Annotated in this window: 10 protein-coding genes and 2 pseudogenes; 9 read left to right on the forward strand and 3 right to left on the reverse strand. The window is 69.6% G+C overall.

The features are described from left to right. The first annotated feature begins 129 nt into the window (after positions 1 to 129). The 5 genes from DPQ65_RS13870 to cydD all read left to right on the forward strand — a co-directional run bounded on the left by DPQ65_RS13870 (position 130) and on the right by cydD (position 15,733). On the forward strand, positions 130 to 3,132 hold the full coding sequence (locus DPQ65_RS13870; RefSeq protein WP_114907948.1) for a helix-turn-helix transcriptional regulator: 3,003 nt from the start codon (positions 130 to 132) through the stop codon (positions 3,130 to 3,132). A 282-nt stretch (positions 3,133 to 3,414) separates the two neighbouring features. Further along, entirely contained in the window at positions 3,415 to 9,579 is a 6,165-nt protein-coding gene (locus DPQ65_RS13875; protein WP_114907949.1) for a carboxypeptidase regulatory-like domain-containing protein, read from the forward strand. Between the two features lie 161 nt (positions 9,580 to 9,740). Further along, positions 9,741 to 11,183 (forward strand): cytochrome ubiquinol oxidase subunit I, encoded by a 1,443-nt coding sequence (locus DPQ65_RS13880; protein WP_114907950.1) that lies wholly within the window; start codon positions 9,741 to 9,743, stop codon positions 11,181 to 11,183. 33 nt (positions 11,184 to 11,216) lie between these two features. Then, the gene (gene cydB / locus DPQ65_RS13885) at positions 11,217 to 12,266 is read left to right on the forward strand and encodes a cytochrome d ubiquinol oxidase subunit II (protein ID WP_114907951.1); all 1,050 of its coding nucleotides are present in this window, start codon (positions 11,217 to 11,219) and stop codon (positions 12,264 to 12,266) included. Next, positions 12,263 to 15,733, forward strand: coding sequence for a thiol reductant ABC exporter subunit CydD (gene cydD / locus DPQ65_RS13890; protein WP_114907952.1), 3,471 nt, complete (start codon positions 12,263 to 12,265; stop codon positions 15,731 to 15,733). The genes cydB and cydD overlap by 4 nt, the downstream gene beginning before the upstream one ends. On the opposite strand, the gene DPQ65_RS13895 is transcribed toward cydD, so the two are convergent. After that, positions 15,654 to 16,553 (reverse strand): aminoglycoside phosphotransferase family protein, encoded by a 900-nt coding sequence (locus DPQ65_RS13895; RefSeq protein ID WP_162802248.1) that lies wholly within the window; start codon positions 16,551 to 16,553, stop codon positions 15,654 to 15,656. The genes cydD and DPQ65_RS13895 overlap by 80 nt on opposite strands. A 101-nt stretch (positions 16,554 to 16,654) precedes the next feature. On the opposite strand from DPQ65_RS13895, the pseudogene DPQ65_RS16540 reads away from it, so the two are divergent. From DPQ65_RS16540 to purB, 4 genes and pseudogenes are all read left to right on the forward strand, one after another. After that, a pseudogene (locus tag DPQ65_RS16540) lies at positions 16,655 to 16,936 on the forward strand (GNAT family N-acetyltransferase); the annotation flags it as partial. A 20-nt stretch (positions 16,937 to 16,956) separates the two neighbouring features. Beyond that, complete coding sequence (locus tag DPQ65_RS16210) at positions 16,957 to 17,367, forward strand: hypothetical protein (protein WP_238146866.1); 411 nt, start codon at positions 16,957 to 16,959, stop codon at positions 17,365 to 17,367. Positions 17,368 to 17,474: 107 nt separating this feature from the next. Then, positions 17,475 to 17,825, forward strand: a complete 351-nt coding sequence (locus DPQ65_RS13905; RefSeq protein ID WP_114907955.1) for a hypothetical protein — start codon at positions 17,475 to 17,477, stop codon at positions 17,823 to 17,825. A 100-nt stretch (positions 17,826 to 17,925) separates the two neighbouring features. Continuing rightward, positions 17,926 to 19,341, forward strand: coding sequence for an adenylosuccinate lyase (gene purB / locus DPQ65_RS13910; protein ID WP_114907956.1), 1,416 nt, complete (start codon positions 17,926 to 17,928; stop codon positions 19,339 to 19,341). Between the two features lie 67 nt (positions 19,342 to 19,408). Here purB and DPQ65_RS15765 read toward each other — a convergent pair whose 3' ends face one another. Both DPQ65_RS15765 and DPQ65_RS13915 read right to left on the reverse strand, forming a co-directional pair. After that, positions 19,409 to 20,050 carry a hypothetical protein gene (locus DPQ65_RS15765; protein WP_162802251.1) on the reverse strand — a complete coding sequence of 214 codons (642 nt, stop codon included), beginning with the start codon at positions 20,048 to 20,050 and terminating at the stop codon, positions 19,409 to 19,411. Between the two features lie 676 nt (positions 20,051 to 20,726). Next, a pseudogene (locus tag DPQ65_RS13915) lies at positions 20,727 to 20,995 on the reverse strand (IS3 family transposase); the annotation flags it as partial.

A 20,995-nucleotide genomic window follows, 5' to 3' on the forward strand; every position in this document is an offset into this window, starting at 1 on the left:
CCACGCCGTGATCAGTGACTCCGCGGACGGGGCGGCGACGTCACCGGAGACGCCGTCGCCGCGGTTCACGCACGGCACGACTGACCAGCCCCGGGTCTGCTGACGGGGAGATTCGAGCACTGACAGCCCATGTCCCAGGTCCCCACGCCCACGCCCACGCCCAAGGTCCAGGTCCAGGTCCAGGTCCAGGAAGCCTCCGCCTCTCCCCCCGTCTCGGCCCCGTCGCTCGTCGGACGGGACCGCCAGTTGACGACCCTGTCCGACGCGTTGACCCGATCACCGGCCGTGGTGCTGGTCGAGGGCGAGGCCGGGATCGGCAAGAGCCGCCTGCTGCAGGAGGCGCTCACCGCTGACCCGGCGATCCGGCGCACCCAACTGGTGGCCGTGTGCCCGCCGTTCCGGGAGTCCCTCACCCTGGGCCCGATCGTCGATGCTCTCCGTGCCGCCCAACCGACCCTGGACGGCGTGGAGCTCACCGGGCTCGCCGGAGCCCTGCGACCACTCTTCCCCGAGTGGTCCGTCGAGCTCCCACCGGCCCCCGACGCCCTGGACGACGCCATGGCTTCCCGTCACCGGCTGTTCCGGGCGCTCACCGAGCTGATCCGGGCGCTCGGCGTCGACCTGCTGGTCGTCGAGGATGTGCAGTGGGCCGACGAGGTCACCCTTGAGTTCCTGCTGTTCCTGACCTCCCGGCAGGAGCCCGACCGGCCTGACCTGGTGCTGACCTACCGGCCCGAGGACCTGGATGACCAGTCCCTCCTGCTGCGGTTGTCGTCGCGCCTGCCGGCCGGGACCACGCAGGTGCGGATCCTCCTGGCTCCCCTGGCCCGCGGTGAGACGGCCTCGCTCGTGTCCTCCATGCTGGACGGACGACCGATGTCGGAGGAGTTCGCCACCTTCCTGCACGAACGGACCGACGGTGTCCCCCTCGCCGTCGAGGAGTCGGTGCGGCTGCTCTGCGACCGGGCGGACCTGGTGTTCCGGGACGGGTCGTGGGTGCGTCTGAGCCTGAGCGACCTGCAGGTGCCGCCGACCGTCCGCGACTCCACCCGGGAGCGGGTCGGCCGGCTCTCGAGATCGGCACAGGTCGCGCTGCGCGCCGCGGCAGCCCTGGGGGAACCGCACGGCGAGCAGGTCATCTCGGTGACCGCGGAGCTGGATCCGGTCGAGGGGCGCGCGGCCCTGGCCGACGCCGCGGCAGCCGGGCTTCTCGAGGTCGACGGCCGTGGACGGTGGCGGTTCCGGCACGGTCTGGCCGCCGCCGCCGTCTACGAGTCCATCCCGGCACCGGACAGGCGACACCTGCACGGACGTGCCGGTCGTGCCCTCACCGACCTCAACCCGCAACCGATCGCCCAGCTGGCCCGCCACTTCCGGGAGGCCGGTGACGACACCTCGTGGGCCACCTACGCCGAACAGACCGCCCACCGGGCCATCGACTCCGGCGACCACACGACCGCGGTCCTCCACCTCGACGACCTACTGGCCACCGCGGACCTCCGACCTGCGGACCGGCCCAGAATCGCGCGGACGGCCGCGCTCGCCGCCCTCGGCCGTCGGGAGTCCGTCGATGAGCTGTATCACCGCCTGGTCGCCACCCTGCGCCGCACCCTCGACTCGACGGACCTCACCGACCGCCAGCGGGGAGAGATCCGCAACTACCTCGGGCGGCTGCTCATCAACACGGGAGAAGCCGAGGCCGCCCTCGCCGAGCTCGAGCAGGCCGTGACCCACCTGGGCCACGACCCCGTGGAGGCAGCCAAGGTCATGACCTATCTCGGCTGGGCCTTCGCCGGCCCATGGCCGGCCTCCACCCACCTGCGGTGGTTGCAGCGGGCCGCCGCGCTCCTGCCCGCCATCCACTCCCCCGCCGACCGGCTCTCCCTGGCCGGCAACCGCGCCGCCGCACTGCTCATGCTCGGCGAGGAAGCCGCCTGGGACGCGATCGCGGAGCTTCCCGAGGACGCGTCGAGCTCGGCGGAACGACTGGACATCGCGCGGATCAACGCCAACATCGGGACCGGTGCCCTGCTGTGGGGGCGCTATGTCGAGGCCGACCGGCACCTGACCCACGCGTTGGGACTCGCCAAGGCCGAGAAGTCGGAGCGGCTGCAGAACAACGTCCGCCTCGAACAGGCCAACCTGGCATGGTTCCAGGGTCACTGGGAGGGACTCGCGGAGCGAGCCGAGGAGCTGACCGAGCTGAACCGCGACCGGCCCGGCGCCTACCTGGCCAGCCTGCGGCTCAGCGCACGACTGGCAGCCGCCGGGGGCCGCAGGCGGGTCGCCCAGGAACAGTTCCGCCTCGCACTCGACGAGGCGACCCGGTTGGGCGCGATCGACGACACGCTGGAGCCGGCTGCGGCCCTCGCGCGACTCTCGCTCACCGACGGTGAGCCGGAGAAGGCCCTGCGCGTCACCGAGAGTCCCGTGCGCATGGTCGAGGAGAAGCGGGTCTGGGTCTGGGCCACCGAAGTCGCGCCGGTGCGGGTGGAGGCGCTGCTCGCCGTCGGCGATGTCGCTGGAGCGCGCCGGCTCACGACACATCTGGCGAGGGGACTACAGGGCCGCAACGCCCCCGGCGCCCGGGCAGCGCTCGCGCTGTGCCGTGCCCAACTGCTGGGGTCCGACGCGGACCACGACCGGACAGCGCGTGGATTTGCCCGGGCCGCCCGCGCCTGGGAGAAGATGCCACGACCCTACGAGGCCCTGCTCACGCAGGAGCGCCAGGCGCAGGCACTCCTGGCCGGTGGGCGGGATGCCGAGGGCCAGAGCCTGCTGACCACGGTCTATGAGCGGCTCTTCGCGCTCGGCGCGCGCGGTGACGCCGACCGCATCGCCCAGCAGTTGCGGGCCCACGACGCTGCGGTCCCGCGGCCGTGGAGAGGTGGCAGGCGGGGCTACGGCGATCAGCTCTCACCTCGGGAGGTCGAGGTGGTCCGGCTCGTCGTCGCCGGCAAGACCAACCCCGAGATCGCCCGCATCCTGACCAAGTCGCCCGCCACGGTCGAGCAACAGGTCCGCTCGGCGATGCGCAAGCTCAACGCGTCCTCGCGGACGGTGCTGGCGGTCACCGCCGTCGAGACCGGTGTGTTCGCCGAGGACGGTCCGTCCTCCCCCGATTCGTATTGATTAACGGATCCGCAGGATAGCGACAGGAGGTCGCACCGCCCAGCATGGTCTGCCATGACCCTGCTGCCGGGACCTGCGTATGCCTGAGGACGAGTGCCGTCCCCGGAACGCGCCGACCCCCCACCCCCCGACGCCCTCGGAGCGAGATCCTGCCCCGGCGGACGAACCCAGCGACGAGCACCCTGCCGCTGAACGACACGACCCTTACCAACCGCTGTGAGAGATCGAGCGCACCCCCGCGCCGACGACGCCACGTTCTGGGCGTCCGTGAAAGGAAACCTGATGAGACGCATCGCCGTCATGATGTCCCTGGCCATGGTGGTCGGGCTAGGAGTTGGGACGCCCACGGCGTCGGCCGATCCGAGCCCCGACGACACCAGCGCCACCGAGACCGCGCCCACCCGGGGTGCAGACAAGATCGAGCCGGAGCTGCGTCAGACCCTGCACAACGCGGCTTCCACGGACTTCTGGCTCTCCTTCGACGAACGACCGGACCTCGCTGCGGCACAGGACATACACGACTGGACCGAGCGGGGACAGTTCGTCTACGACCAGCTCGCCGAGACCGCGGAGAGCTCCCTGGCCACCGTCGCCCCGGAGTTGGAGGCGGCCGGTGTGGAGTACGAGTCCTACCCCATCGCCAACCTCGTGCTGGTCCGCTCCGGCACTGAGGACCTCGCGCTCGATCTGGCGGCGAACACCGGGATCATCGAGATCCACGACACTCCTGACATCGGGCTGGTCGAGCCGCTGCCCTCCACGATGACCGCCGCGGCCGAGGACTCCGACGTGGAGTGGGGCCTGGACTTCATCAACGCCCCCGCGGCCTGGGAACAGGGCGCGACGGGCGCCGGCATCACGGTCTCGAACATCGACTCCGGAGTCCAGTTCGACCACCCGGCGCTGGTGGGGAACTACCGCGGCGGCCAGGCCGACGGCTCCTTCGACCACGACTACAACTGGTTCAACACCCGCAACGGGTGCGACGACGCTCCCTGCGATGACAACGGACACGGCACGCACACCATGGGCACCATGGTGGGCACCGACGCCGACAACCAGGTGGGCGTCGCACCGGATGCGCAGTGGATCGCCACGAACGGGTGCTGCGAGGACACCGGCTTCCAGACCCTGCTCGAGTCGGGCTGGTGGATCCTGGCCCCCACTGACCTCGACGGCGAGAACCCGGATGTGTCCAAGCGTCCCCACATCGTCAACAACTCCTGGGGCACCAGCCAGGAGCAGGCCTACTCAGACTTCTTCACCCCGATCGATGAGGCCTGGACCGCCGCGGGCATCTTCAGTGTCTGGTCCGCCGGGAACACCTCTCCGGGGGCAGCCTGTGACACCGTGTCCTCTCCGGGGTCACACCCGAACGCCTACTCGGTGGGAGCCTTCGGCTCGACCGGCACGCTCGGAGCGTTCTCCCGCAAGGGAGAGGGTGAGGACGGCGTGATCAAGCCGGAGATCTCCGCCCCCGGGGTGGGTGTCCGGTCGACCTGGCCCGGTGACAGCTACAACACCATCAGTGGCACGTCGATGGCGGCGCCACACGTCGCCGGTGCCGTCGCAGCACTCTGGAGCTATGACCCCACGCTGATCGGCCAGATCGAACTCACCCGCCAGCTGCTGGCGCAGTCGGCCATCGACGTCGACGACACGGCGTGCGGTGGCACGGCAGAGTTCAACAACAAGTACGGCGAAGGACGTCTCGACCTGGAGCGGCTCATCCAGCTCGCCCCACGCGGCGGTGGCATGCTGACCGGTGTGATCGCCGGGGACGGCGAGCCGGTGGGCGGCGCCGAGGTGACCATCGACGGTCCCTTCAGCCGCACCGTCGGCACCGCAGAGGACGGGACCTTCTCGGTCCGCCTGCCTGAGGGCGACTACGACATCACCGCGACCGCTTTCGGCTACCTGGAGGGGTCGACCACGACCACGGTCGAGATCGGGGAGGAGGCGACCGTTGACCTCACCCTGACGGCCGCTCCCCGCCACACCGTCTCCGGGACCGTGGTCTCGGCCGACGGAGAGCCCGTGCCCAACGCCACCATCGCGGTGCCCCGCACGCCGCTGGCCTCCGTGACCTCGGCCGAGGACGGCACCTTCACGCTGCCCGATGTCCCGACCGGCGACTACTCCCTCGAGGTGCGGCCGAACGCGTGCTTCTCCCCCCTCACCATGCCGCTGTCCGTCACCGCTGACACGACACTGACGGTGCCCGTTGAGCTGGTCGTCGACGAGTGGGGCTACACCTGCGCGGTGTCCGAGGGCGAGTTCCGCACCGGCACCGACGAGGTGGTGTTCACCTCCGGCGTCTGGTCGCAGGTCGAGCTGCCGTTCCCGGTGGCCATCTACAACACCAGCCACGACACCCTCAACATCGGCAGGCGCGGAGTCGTGGCCGTGGAGTCACAGACCTCCGGTCCCGGCCACGGGGGTGCAGCGCTCTTCCCGTTCTACACCCAGAGCCCCCTGCGGTTGGACGAGGGCGGGATCTACACCGCGGAGACCACCGTCGACGGTGAGGACGCCTTCGTGATCGAGTATCGCGACGTCATCATCTGGGGTGGGTCGAACCACCCACGCGAGTCCGAGACCCCGATCAGCTTCTCCACCACCATCACCCGCTCCGGCACCGTGACCTTCGCCTACGGCGACGGCGTGGGCGCCGAGGACCCGCTGACGGCAGGCCTGGTCTCCCTCACCGGGATCCAGGGGTGGGAGGGCCAGGACGGCATCCGGTTCTCCGAGGACGCAGCGGTGCTGCACGAGGGCATGGTCGTGACCTACGACATGCCCGATTTCGGCTACGTCGACACCACGGTCCACGATGCCAACGACGGCCTCCCGATTGCCGGGGCAACCGTCACGATCGCGGACGCCGACGGCCTGGTTGAGAACGTCACGACGGGAGCTGACGGCTCCTTCCATCGGCAGCTGCACACCGGCGACTACACGATGACCGTGGTGGCCCCCAACTATGTGACCGAGGACTACGAGTTCTCCCTCGAGGAGCTGTATGCGACGGCCGAGGTCGACGCGCAGCTCACCACCGGCATCGCCGGGCTGGCACCCGAGGGTCTGGACGCGGTGCTCGGAGCCGGCCAGAACGGCACCGGGACGCTGACCCTGACCAACCCGGGCACGGCGCCGGTCACCTTCGACCTGGGCGAGATGGAGCGTCACCCGGAGCTGGACAGCGACAACGTGACGACACGCACCGTGACCGGAGAGGAGAGCACCCTCGACCTGACGGCATGGAACGAGGCGGCCAGCGCTGCGCCGGAGGACTTCGCGGAGTCCACCACCGGCGACGGAGCGGGCACACCAGCCGATGACGAGGCCGACCAGATCGGCACCCACTCCGGTGGTGACGTCCTGGCTCGGATCGCGACCGACATGTCCTCTGCCACCGGCGTGGGCTTCGACGGCGACGTGTGGGTCCACGACTACAACGAGCAGGTCAACGCGGTCTACACCGTGACCGGAGAGAAGACGGGCAAGGAGTTCCCGGCGAAGTGGAACCCGGACTTCCGCGCCTTCGACCTCGCCTTCGACAGCCTGACCGGTGACATGTGCCAGATCGAGGACAGCCCGGCCAGCTCGATTCACTGTTTCGACCGCGAGACGGGCGAGCAGACCAGGGAGATCGAGGGGGCCTGGTCCAACACGCAGCTGACCGGACTCACCTACAACCCCAACCTCGACGTCTTCTACGTGGGCGGTCGTGGCATCGGCGCGATCGGCACGGTCGCCGGCACCTCCCACGAGACGCCGGGTGAGTTCCTGTCCTACTGTGAACCGCCTCTTCCCGAGGTGATGGGGCTGGCCTACAACCCCACCTCGGACACCATCTGGTACACCGACCGGACCACGAACCGACCCACCCGACTCCTGCAGGTCGACCCCGTCGACTGCAGCCTGGTCCACGCGTGGTGGTTCCCCGGGCAGCAGAGGGGGAATGCCGGTGGCCTGGCGACCGACGCCACCGGAGCCCTGTGGGCCGTCGACCAGTTCACTGACGAGGTGCTGCTGATCGACGTCGAGGACGACCTGGTCACCGACCTGCCGTGGCTCTCGCTGTCCACGACGGGCGGGACGCTGGCACCGGGCGAGTCGATGACCGTCCAGGTGTCCTACTCCAGCGAGGACGCCGAACCAGGGATCCTCGCGGGGAACATCCTCGTCCGCTCCGACGCCGGACGGCAGTCCAAGGAGTACGTCCCGGTCACCCTCACCACCACGCCCTATCAGGTGGCCGTCAATGCCGGCGGATCGGCCTTCACGGACGGGGTCGGCTTCGACTGGTCGACCGACCAGCCCAGCAGCGACGAGTCCTGGGGCTACCTCGGGAAGGATCGCACCACCTCGACGGAGGCCGACGTGCTGGCCACCGACGACGACGCCCTGTTCCAGACCCAGCGCACAGCCCACGGCACCGAGCTCGGCTATGTCTTCAACGACGCACCCGAGGGCAGCTACATCGTGGAGCTCGGGTTCGCGGAGATCGAGAACGCCAAGCCAGGCAGGCGCGTGATGGACGTCCTGGTCAACGATGAGGTGACCGACTACGCCTACGACGCTGCGGCAGCGGCCGGCGCGAACACCGCCGACGTGCGCACCACGGTCGTCGAGCACAGCGGCGGTCCGTTGACCGTCGAGCTGCGCGGCGCCAGGGGCCTACAGCGACCGAACGTCGCATCCCTGCGCGTGACACTGGACCCCCGCGCGGAGCAGACCGAGGTGCCCGGCCCGACCCAGCCGGAGCCCGAGGAGGTGCCGGTCGTGCCTGCAGGACGCTCCTACAGCCTGACCGAGACCACCGACCTGTATCGCCAGGGCACCACCGAGACCGGGTGGAGCAGCAGGTACAGCTGCGGTGTGCTGTGGTTCGCGTTCGACTTCCCGTTCTACGACACCGCCTGGGACGGGGTGTGCGTGGCGTCGAACGGCATGCTGACCTTCGACCGCTCCCGGTCGAGGTCGACCAACACCGACCTGCCCACCCGCGACGACGCGGATTCGATCTATCCCTTCTGGGACGAGCTCGACGTTGATGACGAGTCAGGCCTCTACGTCGGGTCGACCGAGGTCGACGGACTGCGCGGGCAGATCATCGAGTATCGCAACCTGGTCTTCCGGTCGGACCCGACGCAGCGGGTGAGCTTCTCGGTGACCCTCATCGAGGACGGACGCATCCAGATCGGCTACGGACCCGGCGTCGGAGACCCGAACCCGCTGGCCCAGGGGTCATCGGCAACCATCGGCATCCAGAGCCTGGCCGGCAACCCGGTGGAGCGGTACTCCTACAACGAACCGGTGCTGACCCCTGGCCAGGGGCTGGAGTACTCCCTGCCGCAGTCGGGCACCATCGAGGGCGAGGTCGTCGACGCCAACGACGGCGAGCCCGTCGACGGAGCGGTCGTCACCCTGGCCGCCGAGGCCGATGACAGCACCCGGACCGTCATCACCGACGAGCTCGGCCGGTGGAAGGCGCAGGCCCTGATCGGGGGCCACGCCGTCGAGGTCTCCTCCCCGAACTACGTCACCAGTAGCAACACGGTGACGATCACGGAGAAGGGACAGGCGGAGGTGCTCGACGCGGAGCTCACCACCGGCATCGCCGAGATCGACGGCGAGCTCGATTGGCTGCTGGGGCCGGACGAGACCGCGACGAGCGAGCTGACGGTGTCCAATGCGGGCAGCGCGCCGCTCGAGGTCACGCTCACCGAGCAGGACAGCGACGGCGCACCCACCGACCTGCCCTGGCTGTCGCTGACCGGCGAGGCCGCGGCGGAGACGGTCGAGCTCGCGGTCGGCGAGGAAACCACCGTGACGGTCACGGTCGACAACGCCGGCGCGGAGCCCGGAGTCCTGGCTGGTGAGGTCCTGGTGGCCACGACGGCCGGGCGCATCCCCGACCAGCCGGTCCCCACCCGAATGGCCACCTCGGCCTACTGGTTGGGTGTCGATGTCGGTGGCGCCGGTCACGTCGACGCGCACGGGTTCGCCTGGTCCCCCGACCAGGCGCTCGACCCGGAGCCCTCGGCGACCGCCTGGGGTCACGTCGGCGGGTCGGAAGGCTCCACGGACGCGGACATCGCCGGCACCGAGGAGGACCCGCTGTTCCGCACCCAGCGGACCGGACCGGACTTCTCCTACGTCTTCGCGGACGCGCCGGCCGGCACCTACCACGTGGACCTCGGCTTCGCCGAGATCGCCAACGTCAAGGCCGGGAAGCGCATCTTCGACGTCGTCGTCGGCGGGGAGGTCGCGCTGTACGAGCACGACGTGCGGGCGGAGGCCGGGAAGCTCACGGCCGATGCCCACTCGATCACGGTCGAGCACGGCGGCGGGGACCTGACCGTCGAGCTCATCGGCGAGAACGGCCAGCGTGACCCGATCCTCAGCTCCCTGCGGCTGGCAGAGGACCCGCGCGACTGAACCACCAGTGGAAAGGACGCCGCCCCCGGGAGCCTGCTCCCGGGGGCGGCTGCGTGAGCGAACTCACCCAGCGACGATTGGACGCGATCTACTACCCGCCGTAGTGTAACTACTGGACGTAGTAGAGACTGCGTCCGGCCGTCACACAGGTGGGAGCGCCCATGGAAGCCCTCGAACTGGCCCGGTGGCAGTTCGGCATCACGACCGTTTACCACTACTTCTTCGTGCCGATCACGATCGGCCTGTCGCTGCTCGTGGCCATCCTGCAGACCACCTGGATGCGCACCCGCAACCCGGAGTGGCTGCGGCTGACCAAGTTCTTCGGCAAGCTCTTCACGATCAACTTCGCCCTCGGTCTAGTCACCGGCATCGTCCAGGAGTTCCAGTTCGGCATGAACTGGTCGGACTACTCACGCTTCGTCGGCGACATCTTCGGCGCACCGCTGGCCATCGAGGCGCTGCTCGCCTTCTTCCTCGAGTCGACCTTCCTCGGGTTGTGGATCTTCGGGTGGGGGCGCATCCCGGAGAGGCTGCACGCCTCCTGCATGTGGATCATCCACATCGGCACCGTGCTGTCGGCCTACTTCATCCTGGCCGCCAACTCCTTCATGCAGAACCCGGTGGGCTACCTCAACAACCCCGAGACCGGGCGGGCAGAGCTCACCGACTTCTGGGCGGTCCTGACCAACCCGGTGCAACTGGTGGCCTTCCCCCACGTGATCGCCGCGGCCTGGATGACCGGCGGCGGCTTCATGCTCGCCATCGCGCTCTGGCACGTCTGGAGCTCCAGGTCCCCCCGGACCGACCGACCGATGTATCGCAAGGCGGCCATGATCGGCGCGGTCACGGTCCTGGTCGGTGGCCTGGGCACCGTCATCTCCGGTGACCTCCAGGGCAAGGTGATGACCGAGGTGCAACCGATGAAGATGGCCGCTGCCGAGGCACTGTATGACTCGGTGCCCGAGGGCGAGGGCGCGCCCTTCTCGATCGTCACCGTCGGCACCCTCGACGGACACCACGAGGTCTGGGCGATCACCGTGCCCAAGCTGCTCTCCTACCTGTCAACCGGCACCCTGGACGGCGCGGTGGAGGGCATCAACGACCTCCAGGCGGAGTATGAGGTCACCTATGCCGGCAGCGACCTGACCGAGCGGGACGACTACCGCCCCATCGTCCCGGTGACCTACTGGACCTTCCGGCTCATGATGGGCTTCGGCTTCGCCGCCATGGGCATCGCGGCCATTGCCCTGCTCTGGCTGTGGCGCGGCAAGGAGCTGCGCCACCGGGCCTGGCACTGGTCAGCCGTCGCCGTCATGTTCCTGCCACTCCTGGCCAACTCCACGGGCTGGATGTTCACCGAGATGGGCCGCCAGCCCTGGCTCGTGTTCGGGCTGATGGGCACCTCCAGCGGCGTCTCGCCGGGCACCACGGTGGCCGAGGTGGCCACCTCGATGATCGGGTTCACGCTGCTCTACGGCGTGCTCGCGGTGATCGAGGTCGGCCTGATCCTGCGCTACACCCGCGCCGGCGCACCCGAGCACGACGGCGCCTCACTCGACCCCAGGGACCGGGCCGAGGACGAGCCGTTCGTCTTCACCTACTGACCCCTCGGCATACCTGAGAAAGAAGCAGAAGACATGGAACTGACAACGATCTGGTTCATCCTCATCGCCGTGCTCTGGGTCGGCTACTTCGTCCTGGAGGGCTTCGACTTCGGGGTGGGCGCGCTCTTCCCCGTCCTCGGTCGGGGGAAGGACCCGCGGGACCGGGAGACCCGCCGGCGGGTGATGCTCTCGACCATCGGACCGGTCTGGGACGGCAACGAGGTCTGGCTGCTCACCGCCGGTGGCGCGATGTTCGCGGCCTTCCCGCACTGGTACGCCACCCTGTTCTCCGGCTTCTACCTGCCGCTGTTCCTGATCCTGGTGGCGCTCATCATCCGGGCGCTCGGCTTCGACTACCGCGGCAAGGTCGACAGCGCTCTCTGGCGCAAGCGCTGGGACCTGTGCATCGTCATCGGCTCGGTGACCCCGGCGGTGCTCTGGGGTGTGGCGTTCACCAACATCGTTCGCGGGGTGCCGATCGACGCACAGATGGAGTACACCGGCGGCCTTTTCACCCTCCTCAACCCGGTCGCTCTCCTGGGTGGCTCGGTGAGCCTGGGCCTGTTCGTCACGCACGGCGCGCTGTTCCTGGCACTGAAGACCGACGGCCCGATCCGCCATGAGGCCCGCGCGATCGCGGTCCGGGTCGGCCTGGTCAGCGCCGTGCTCGGGGCAGTCTGGCTGAGCATCATCCACCGGGACACCGGCACGGCCACCTCCTGGCTGGTCGCCGGGCTGGCCGCCCTGGCGCTCCTGGGCGCCCTGCGGATGGCCCGCGCCGGCTCCGAGGGCTGGGCGTTCGCCGGCACCTTCGCCGCGATCGGCCTGGGGGTTGCCTCGCTGTTCCTGGCGCTGTTCCCGGACGTGATGCCGAGCTCGACCGACCCGGCGCACAGCCTGACGGCCGTCAACGCCTCCTCGACCGACTACACACTGACGATCATGACCTGGGTGGCGGTCATCTTCCTGCCGATCGTGTTGCTCTACACCTCCTGGAGCTACTGGACCTTCCGCAAGCGGGTCAGCGGCCACCACATCCCGGACGTTGACCTCGTCGACGAGGAGGCGACACCCGCCCGATGAGGCCCCTCGACCCCGCCCTGCTCCGCCTGGTTCCCGCCAGTCGCGCACCGGTCGCCGCCCTGTCCGCAGCCGGGGTGGTCGGCGGGGCCCTGGCCGTCGCCCAGGCGGTGGTCCTGGCGTGGCTGGCCAGCGCCGTGGTCACCGGTGCCTCGCTCACCGCGCCGCTGACCTGGACCGTGACGCTGCTGGTCGGCCGCGGGCTGGTGTCGGGCGCCCAGCAGTGGCTGTCGGGCTGGGCGGGTCAGCAGGTCGCCTCGGGTCTGCGGGTGCAGCTGCTGCGCCGGTGGGCCGGTCGACCCGAGGATGCCCGACCGGCGGCGGATGAGGCCGTGCACCGGGCCACCGACGGCGTCGCCGGGATCGAGCCGTATGTCGCGAGGTACCTCCCCGCGCTCGTCACCGCGGCCGTGGTGCCGGCTCTGTCTCTGGTCACCCTGGTCGTCGTGGACGTCTGGGCCGCGCTGATCGTGGTGCTGACCCTGCCCCTCCTGCCGCTGTTCGCCGCCCTGATCGGCCGGCACACCCAGGACGAGACGCGGCGGCGGTGGCGGGCGATGAGCGACCTGGCCGGGCACTTCCTGGACGTGGTGCGCGGCCTGCCGACGCTGGTCGCCTACGGCCGCGCGCAGCGGCAGGTCGAGGTGGTCGCTGAGGTGGGCCGGCGGCACCGGGTCTCGACCGTGCGCACCCTGCGCACGGCCTTCCTGAGCACGGTGGCCCTCGAGCTGCTCGCCACGATCTCGGTCGCCCTGGTGGCCGTCTGTGTGGGCCTGCGGCTGGCCTATGGGGCCATGGACCTGCAGGTCGCGATGACCGCGATCCTGCTCGCCCCCGAGGCCTACTGGCCGATCCGGCGGGTGGGCTCGGAGTTCCACAACGCCGCCGACGGCGCCGAGGCCCTCGAGCGGCTGCTGCCCGAGCTGGCGCCGACGCCGAGCGAGCGCACCGACGGCGCCCGGGCCACCCCGTCAGAGGGCGCCCAGGCCACCTCGCCGGAGGGCATCGCCATCGAGGGGCTGAGCTATCGCCATCCCGGACGAGCCGACACGCTCCGGGGTCTCGACGTCAGCACCGGTCCCGGTCCGGGGCTGACCGCCCTGACCGGGCCGTCCGGAGCCGGGAAGACCACCCTGCTGGAGCTGATCGCCGGCCTGCGGACCCCCACCACGGGCAGCGTGCGGGCTCCGCGTGCACACCTGGCCACGCAGCGTCCTCTGCTGCTGCCGGGGACCGTTCGCGACAACCTGGCCCTGTCCGGCCTGCAGGTCAGTGACGGTGAGATGCGACTGGCGCTGTCGCGGGTGGACCTCTGGCCAGCGCTGCGCGAGCGAGCCGGCCTGGACACCGTCCTCGGCGACGATGGCTTCGGTCTGTCCGCAGGACAGCGAGGGCGCCTCGCGCTGGCCCGAGCCCTGTTGTCCGACGCCCCCGTGGTGCTGCTCGATGAACCCACTGCCCACCTCGCACCTGACGCGCGGCCCGCGCTCCGCACGGTGATCGCCGACCTGGCACAGCACCGCCGGGTCATGGTGGCAAGCCACGACCCGGAGCTGGTGGCCCTCGCAGACCAGCGCTGGCACATACCCCTGCTGACCTCGACCGCGGTGCGTCCAGAGGTGCGCGAGGCACCGGTCACACAGACACGCGGCACCGCGTCGGTCACACCGCGCCCGTCAGTCACACCGCGCCCGTCGGTCGCGCCGCTCGCTGCACAGGAGACACGCGCGACACACGAGACACCCGCGAGCCTGCTGCACCGCGTGCTGCCGCACCCCCGCGCCAGATTGGCCCTCGCCGCCGCGGTCGGTGGGCTGGCCACCTCCTCGGGCGTAGCCCTGACCGCGACGTCCGGATGGCTCATCGTGCAGGCCTCCTATCAGCCGGTGGTCCTCACCCTGCTGGTCGCCATCGTGGGTGTGCGTGCCTTCGGTCTGGCACGTCCGGTGCTGCGCTATGCCGAGCGCGTCACCTCCCACGACGTCGCCCTGGAGGTGCTCGCCCGGGAACGGACGCGTGCCTATGCCCGCCTGATCCCACTCACCCCGGCCCGGCTCGGTCGTCGCAGCCGCGGTGACGTGCTCACCGCTGTCGTGCGCGACCTGGACGACGTCACGGACGAGAAGGTCCGGGTCGTGGTCCCGGCCTGGGACACCGTCCTGGCCAGCGCGGTCGCCGCCCTGGTCGTGGGCGCCTTCCTGCCACCCGCTGGTCTCATCGTGGTGGCTGGAGCGGTTCTCGTCCTGCTGCTCGGGCGGTTGGACCAGGCCGTTGAGCAGCCGGCCCACCACCAACTGGTGTCCGCCCGGGCCACGGTGCGGGGTCTGACGGCCCTGGTCACCGCGCAGCTGGCGCACGTGCAGGCGGTGACCGGGCGAGGACGGGCCGAGCTCGTGGTCGCGCGCGTCGCCGAGGCCCAGCGCGTCGAGGACGCAGCCACCCGCAGGCTGAGCCGCGCCCGCGGCCTGACCGTCGGCCTGACCTGGCTCGTCATCGCCGCCACAGTCGGTGGGGTGGCCTGGCTGGCTGGGGCAGCGGTCGCCGCCGGAGCCCTCGCCGGCCCGGTCGCAGCCCTGGTCGCACTGACCCCGATGGCTCTGGCCGACGCCTGGAGCGCCGTCCCGGACATCGCCGGCGCGCGGGCCCGGGCCCGCGCGGCCCGCGAGCGCCTCGACGAGCTCTTCGCCCAGGAGCCGGCGGTCGCCCAGGAGCGCACCGACACGACCTCCGCCGAGTGGGGCGGGGGCGACCCAGCCGGCGATGCCCCGGCACTGCTGGCCGACAAGGTCGAGGCGACCTGGGACGTCGCGGAACCCACCGGCACGTCGGGCTCTCCCGACCTGCCCACGACCACGCTGGGTGTGGCCCCCGGCGAGCGTGTCGTCCTCACCGGACCCAACGGCGTCGGCAAGTCGACGCTGCTGGCCGTGCTGGCCCGGCACCTGGACCCCGCGTCCGGGGCCTACCTTCACGACGCCACCGAGGTCCACGACCTGCCGCTGGCCGAGGTGCGCGGGCGTCTCGCGATCGCCGACGACGAGCCGCACGCCTTCGCCAACACCGTCCGCGCCAACCTCGACCTGGCCCGCCCCGGGGCCAGCGACGAGGACCTCGTCGCCGCCCTGCACGCCGCGGACCTGGGGCACTGGTTCACCCAACTACCTGACGGCCTGAACACCCACCTCACTGGGCTCAGCGGGGGCGAGCGGACCCGGCTCAGCCTGGGCCGCGGCATACTCTCCCGGCGACCGGTGCTGCTGCTGGACGAGCCCACCGCTCACCTCGACGAGGTGAGCGCCCGGCGTGTGCTCGCGCGATTGGGCGCCGGGCCGCAGAGCGCCGTCATGGTCTCCCACGATGTCCGACCGCAGGGGTGGCGCGAGGTCTCGCTCACTGGTCGCGAGCAAACTCCAGCAGTGTCTGCGTCCACGCGTCCGGGCCCGACCAGGCAGTCCTCGAGATCGCGGTGACGACCGCGTTGACCCGGCTCCACCGCAGGAGCCGGCCGGGGTCAGTGTCGACCAGCGGAGCCAGCTCCCGGACCCGCTGCGCCATCTGGTCCGCGGTGCCGGAGACGACCACGAAGTCGACCATGTCGAAGCACCGGTCTCCGACGCAGAGCTTGGGATCGATCACGACCAGACCGCGGTCCGACGAGCGCAGGACGTTGCCCAGGTGCAGGTCACCGTGGATGACGACCTGCTCCTGGTCGGTCTCCAGCAGAGCGAGGCAGTCCTCGACCGCGCGACCCCAGACCTCGCGCGGGATGTGCGCGCTGACCTGCTCGGTGGCCTGACGGGCACCGATCCGGCGGAACATGTCCTCGCAGCGTTGCCGCAACAGGTCGGTCACGCCCTCGGTGGTCGTGCCGTGCAGGTCCCGCAGGAGTCCGGCCCACTCGACAGCCGTCGGCGGGGTGGCCCGCGAGTCATCCAGGGTCCGGTGCGGCAGCACGCGCTCCAGCAGCAGGGCACCGGCAGCAGCGTCCGCCTCCAGCACTGCCGGCACCCGCCCTGTGGGGGCCAGGTGTCGCAGCATCGCGCCCTGGCGTGCCAGAAACTCCGCGTCCGGGCTGATCTTGATGACGGCTGGCTCGCCCGAGGCCGTCCGCACGGGGACGACGACGGACGTGGCTCCCGTGGACAGCGGCCCCTCGGGTGCCAGCCGCCACCGGTGCGCGAGGTCGGCCACCACGGCAGGGAGCTGCCGCCCGAACGCAGCGGCACGCTCGACCCCGAAACGGTCGTCGAGCGCGGCGCCCTCCCGGACCAGGTCCTCGTCGGTGATCACCGGCACGACGCTAGCTGGCGCGGGCGGGAGACAGCACCTGCTTTCTGACGCTAGCCTCCCCCCATGAGGCACTCGTGAGCATCGACCCCACCATCCGTCGGGTGACCGATCCCACGGAACTGCAGGAGCTGTATGCCGCCCTGCTGGCTCCGTCCTTCCCGCCGAGTGAGCTGGTGGCCACCGACTGGCTGATCGACGGTGCCACCGAGGGCACCGTGTCGGTGTGGGTCTCGGAGGATGAGTCGGGCCCCGTGGCGATCGCCGTCACGGAGTCCCTGGTGCCGTCCCCTGCTGTGCTGCTCACCTACTTCGCCACCCGGCCGGACCGGCGCGGGCGGGGCGTGGGGTCGGTCCTGTTCGCTGCCATGTTGGAGAAGGTCCGGTCCCAGGGTGACCGCCCCTCGTGGTCGCCGAGGCGGAGCGTCCGGATCGGCACACCGGGTCACCCGAGTTCGGCGACCCGAACGCCCGGCTCCGCTTCTACGAGCGACACGGCGCCCGGGCTCTCGACCTGCCCTACTTCCAGCCACCGATCGGCGACGGGGAGCCGGTGCACGGGATGCTGCTGCTGGCGCTCCACGTTGAGGGCAGCCTGATCAGCACGGGATCGGAGGGAGTCGACCGCCTCCCGGGCCACGGGCTGGTGGCCGACGCGATCGACTCGATCCTGGGTGAGCCCGCTCCAGAGGGTGACGGGCCAGCCGCGGCACGTCTGCGCGGAGCCGCAGCAGCGCCGGCCGTGGGGCTCGTGCCGCTCGAGGACTACCAGCGGGTGCCATCATCAGAGCCGGACCCGCCAGCCACCACGGACTGACTCCGACGGAGCGGGTCACGGCCGCGCAGACGGACCCAGCCGCAGCGGTCGCCACCCCTGCCCATCGCGGCTAGCGTGACAGGCGACAACTACCGGAGGTGTGTGTCATGGACTCGACCCTGATCTGGGTGCTCGTAGCCGTCCTGGTCGTGCTGGTGCTGGTCGCCATCTGGGCCTTCGTCAACAACCAGAAGAAGACCCGGCTGCGCGACGAGGCCGAGCACATGCGGCAGCGTGCCGGCGGCGGCGAGCCGTTGGCCGAGGACCGGGAGGCCGAGGCACGGGAGGTCCAGCAGGAGGCTGAAGTCTCCCGGGAGCGCGCCGACCGCGCCGAGCAGGAGGCCGCGGTCCGCGAGGAGGAGGCCAGGGCGGCAACCGCCGAGGCCCGTGAGCAGCGGGACCGGGTCACCGACACCTATGTCGAGGCCGACGAGATCGACCCCGACACCAAGCGCTGAGCCAGGCGAAACTCTCGGACCCGCTATGTCAGGCACTCCCCGGGTCATCACCCTGGGAGTGCCTGACACAAGGACGTCTGGCTCTGCGAGAATCAGGCCCATGGCCTCTCTCGCGGACCTCACGCCCCCGATCGCCCTCGGCGCCCTCGACGGCCGCTACCGCCGGGCGGTGGCTCCCCTGGTCGACCACCTGTCCGAGCCGGCGCTGAACCGCACCCGGCTGCATGTCGAGATCGAGTGGCTGATCCACCTGACCGCGCACCAGGTCGTGCCCGGCGCGGGGGTCCTGAGCGAGGAGGAGGCCACCAGCCTGCGCGGCCTCGTCGACGAGTTCGACCGGGCCGGCATCGACGAGCTCGCCGAGATCGAGGCGGAGACCGTCCACGACGTCAAGGCCATCGAGTACTACCTGAAGCGCCGCCTCACCGACCGGCTCGAGAACCGCGGCGACCTGTCCGAGCTGGTGCACTTTGCCTGCACGTCCGAGGACATCAACAACCTCTCCTACGCCCTCATGGTCCAGGGCGCGGTGCAGCAGGTCTGGCTCCCCCGCGCCACTGAGTTGGTCGAGCAGGTGAGTGGCATGGCTCGCGAGCTGAGCGGCATACCTCTGCTGGCGCACACGCACGGTCAGCCGGCCACGCCCACCACGATGGGCAAGGAACTGGCCGTGCTCGCATTCCGGTTAACCCGGCAGCTCACGCGCATCGCCGGGGCGGAGTTCCTCGGCAAGCTCAACGGCGCGACCGGCACCTACGGCGCGCATCTGGCGGCCGTGCCCGGGGCCGACTGGCAGGCCGTCAGCCGGGAGTTCGTGACCGGTCTGGGGCTGACCTGGAACCCGCTGACCACGCAGATCGAGAGCCACGACTGGCAGGCCGAGGTGTATGCCGATATCGCGCGGTTCAACCGGGTGCTGCACAACCTGTGCACTGATGTCTGGTCCTACATCTCCCTGGGCTACTTCGCGCAGGTCCGCGGGCAGGGCACGGTCGGCTCCTCGACGATGCCGCACAAGGTCAACCCGATCCGCTTCGAGAACGCCGAGGCCAACCTGGAGGTCTCCAACGCCCTCCTCGACGTGCTCGCCACGACCCTGGTGACCAGCCGGCTACAGCGCGACCTGACCGACTCCTCCATGCAGCGCAATATCGGCACCGCCCTGGGCCACTCCCTGCTCGCACTGGACAACGTCGCCCGCGGGCTGTCCGGCCTGGACGCCGCACCGGAGCGGATGGCCGCCGACCTCCACGCCAACTGGGAGGTGCTCGCCGAGCCGATCCAGTCCGCCATGCGCGCACTGGCCGCCGCTGGTCACCCCGGCATGGACAACCCCTACGAGCGACTCAAGGAGCTCACCCGCGGCCGCCGCATCGGCCAGCCCGAACTCGTGGAGTTCGTGCGCGGCCTGAACCTGCCGGCCGAGGTCGAGGAGCGCCTGGCCACCCTGACCCCCGCCTCGTATGTCGGACTGGCACCCGACCTGGTCGCTCACCTGAACGCCGGGCCCGGCTGAGGGCGACTGACCGCTGGGACCACTTCGTGTCGTGATCCGCCGGCAACCCTCGGTCCGGTTAAGAGCATCAGTTCGACGGCTCCGGTAGCGACGGGAACAAGCCCTCAGGAACGTTCGGACACTCTTCATATACCCGGCTCAGACCCTCTTCCGATCCACTTGCGCCCTCATAAGGGTCCCACTCGTTGGCCGAGTCCAGGTACTTTGATATCCAAAGGTCTTCCGACGGAGGCGCATCGACGACATAACCCAACCCCTCCACACACGGCGTCACCGTATCGCGTAGGTGTCGAAACAGCGTCCGGGCATCGTCTCCTTTCAACAGATCACCCCTCCGCGGATCCGTCGGATACTTGTAGCGACATTCGAACACTGCACGGTTGAGCGAATCACGTTGGCTAGACGGAGTTTCACCCACGACCCTAATCCCACCACCCTGACCCGCATCCTCTACCTCAAAGCCTGCCTCCGCAATGCAGTCAATCTGCGCCGGAACCCACTCGTCTTGCTCGACGATCCGAACCACGTGCACTTCTTCAGGCGGGTCCTCCGGGAACCACTTCGAAGCGGCTTCGCGCTGCTCGCGAGTGATGCGCTCAACCAGTTGTTCGTACGTCACGTCGCCCTCGTCTGATATCGCACTCTCAGGAGGCCCCCCTCCCTGAGTGCAACTTCCTACAACAAGTGAGACGAGCAGAACATTCAGCATCCGATAATATCGCGATATCATCGCCCCCATCGTTAAGACTTAGCGCCGCACACCACACCGGCAGGACAGAAGCATGACGCGGAGTGCGACTTGAACACGCCACCGGTGAGCGCCTTCACGGCAGTGTCACCATTAACCGCCTTACTTGAAGTGTGTACCCCTCCCGTGTTCCACCAGACAACAATTGCGCCATTATAGAAATGGTCCACATTTATTGTTGTGTTTGTCGTCATCGTACAGCGATAATTCAAGTTGCAATTCAGCGATTTAGCCCACCCTTCCCCGAGGCGAGCAGCGGTTGATTCATTCTCAGCCAAGGGAGCCTGACCTCCAGCCAGGATCACTTGTCCTGCGGAATGCCCTTCTCTTGGCCCTTGCGAAGCACCTGCTGCTGCTACTGGCGCTAGCGTGACTGCAATCAGAGCACCGAGGCAAGCGATCACGGCAGCGCAGTATCTTGCAGCACCACCGATCTTCATTGCACTGAACCTGGTCATGTGCTACACCTCCGAGAGAAAGTCATGCATAGACAGTGTATGCAAGACTTGCACGTCATAGGACATCATGTCAATAGTCCGACGAGACTCACCTAAAGTGGCTCTTCACAATTGAGGGTGTAGTGCTGGTGTGACAGGGGCGGCGCGGAATTTGTCAAGATGGTTGAGGCCAGAGGGAGTTAAGCCGCTGGGGTTTCGGTGGGTTGAGGGTCTTCGGGCTTGTTGATCCAGGCTGCTTCGGGCAGCTCGAGGATCTTTGGCGGTGTGTTGGTGGTGAAGCGTTCGGGGTTGCGTGCCCGGGCGTCGGCCAGGACCTTGGCCCGGTCTTCTGCCTTGTCGGCGGCCAGGCCGAAGTGCACCTCGGCCGGGGTATGAAGCCCGATGCCGGTGTGGTGATGCTCGTGGTTATACCAAGTCACGAAGTCGGCCATGAACGCTCTGGCGTCGG

Origin of the sequence: Ornithinimicrobium murale (assembly GCF_003352835.1) — a bacterium.
Lineage (GTDB): Bacteria > Actinomycetota > Actinomycetes > Actinomycetales > Dermatophilaceae > Ornithinicoccus > Ornithinicoccus muralis.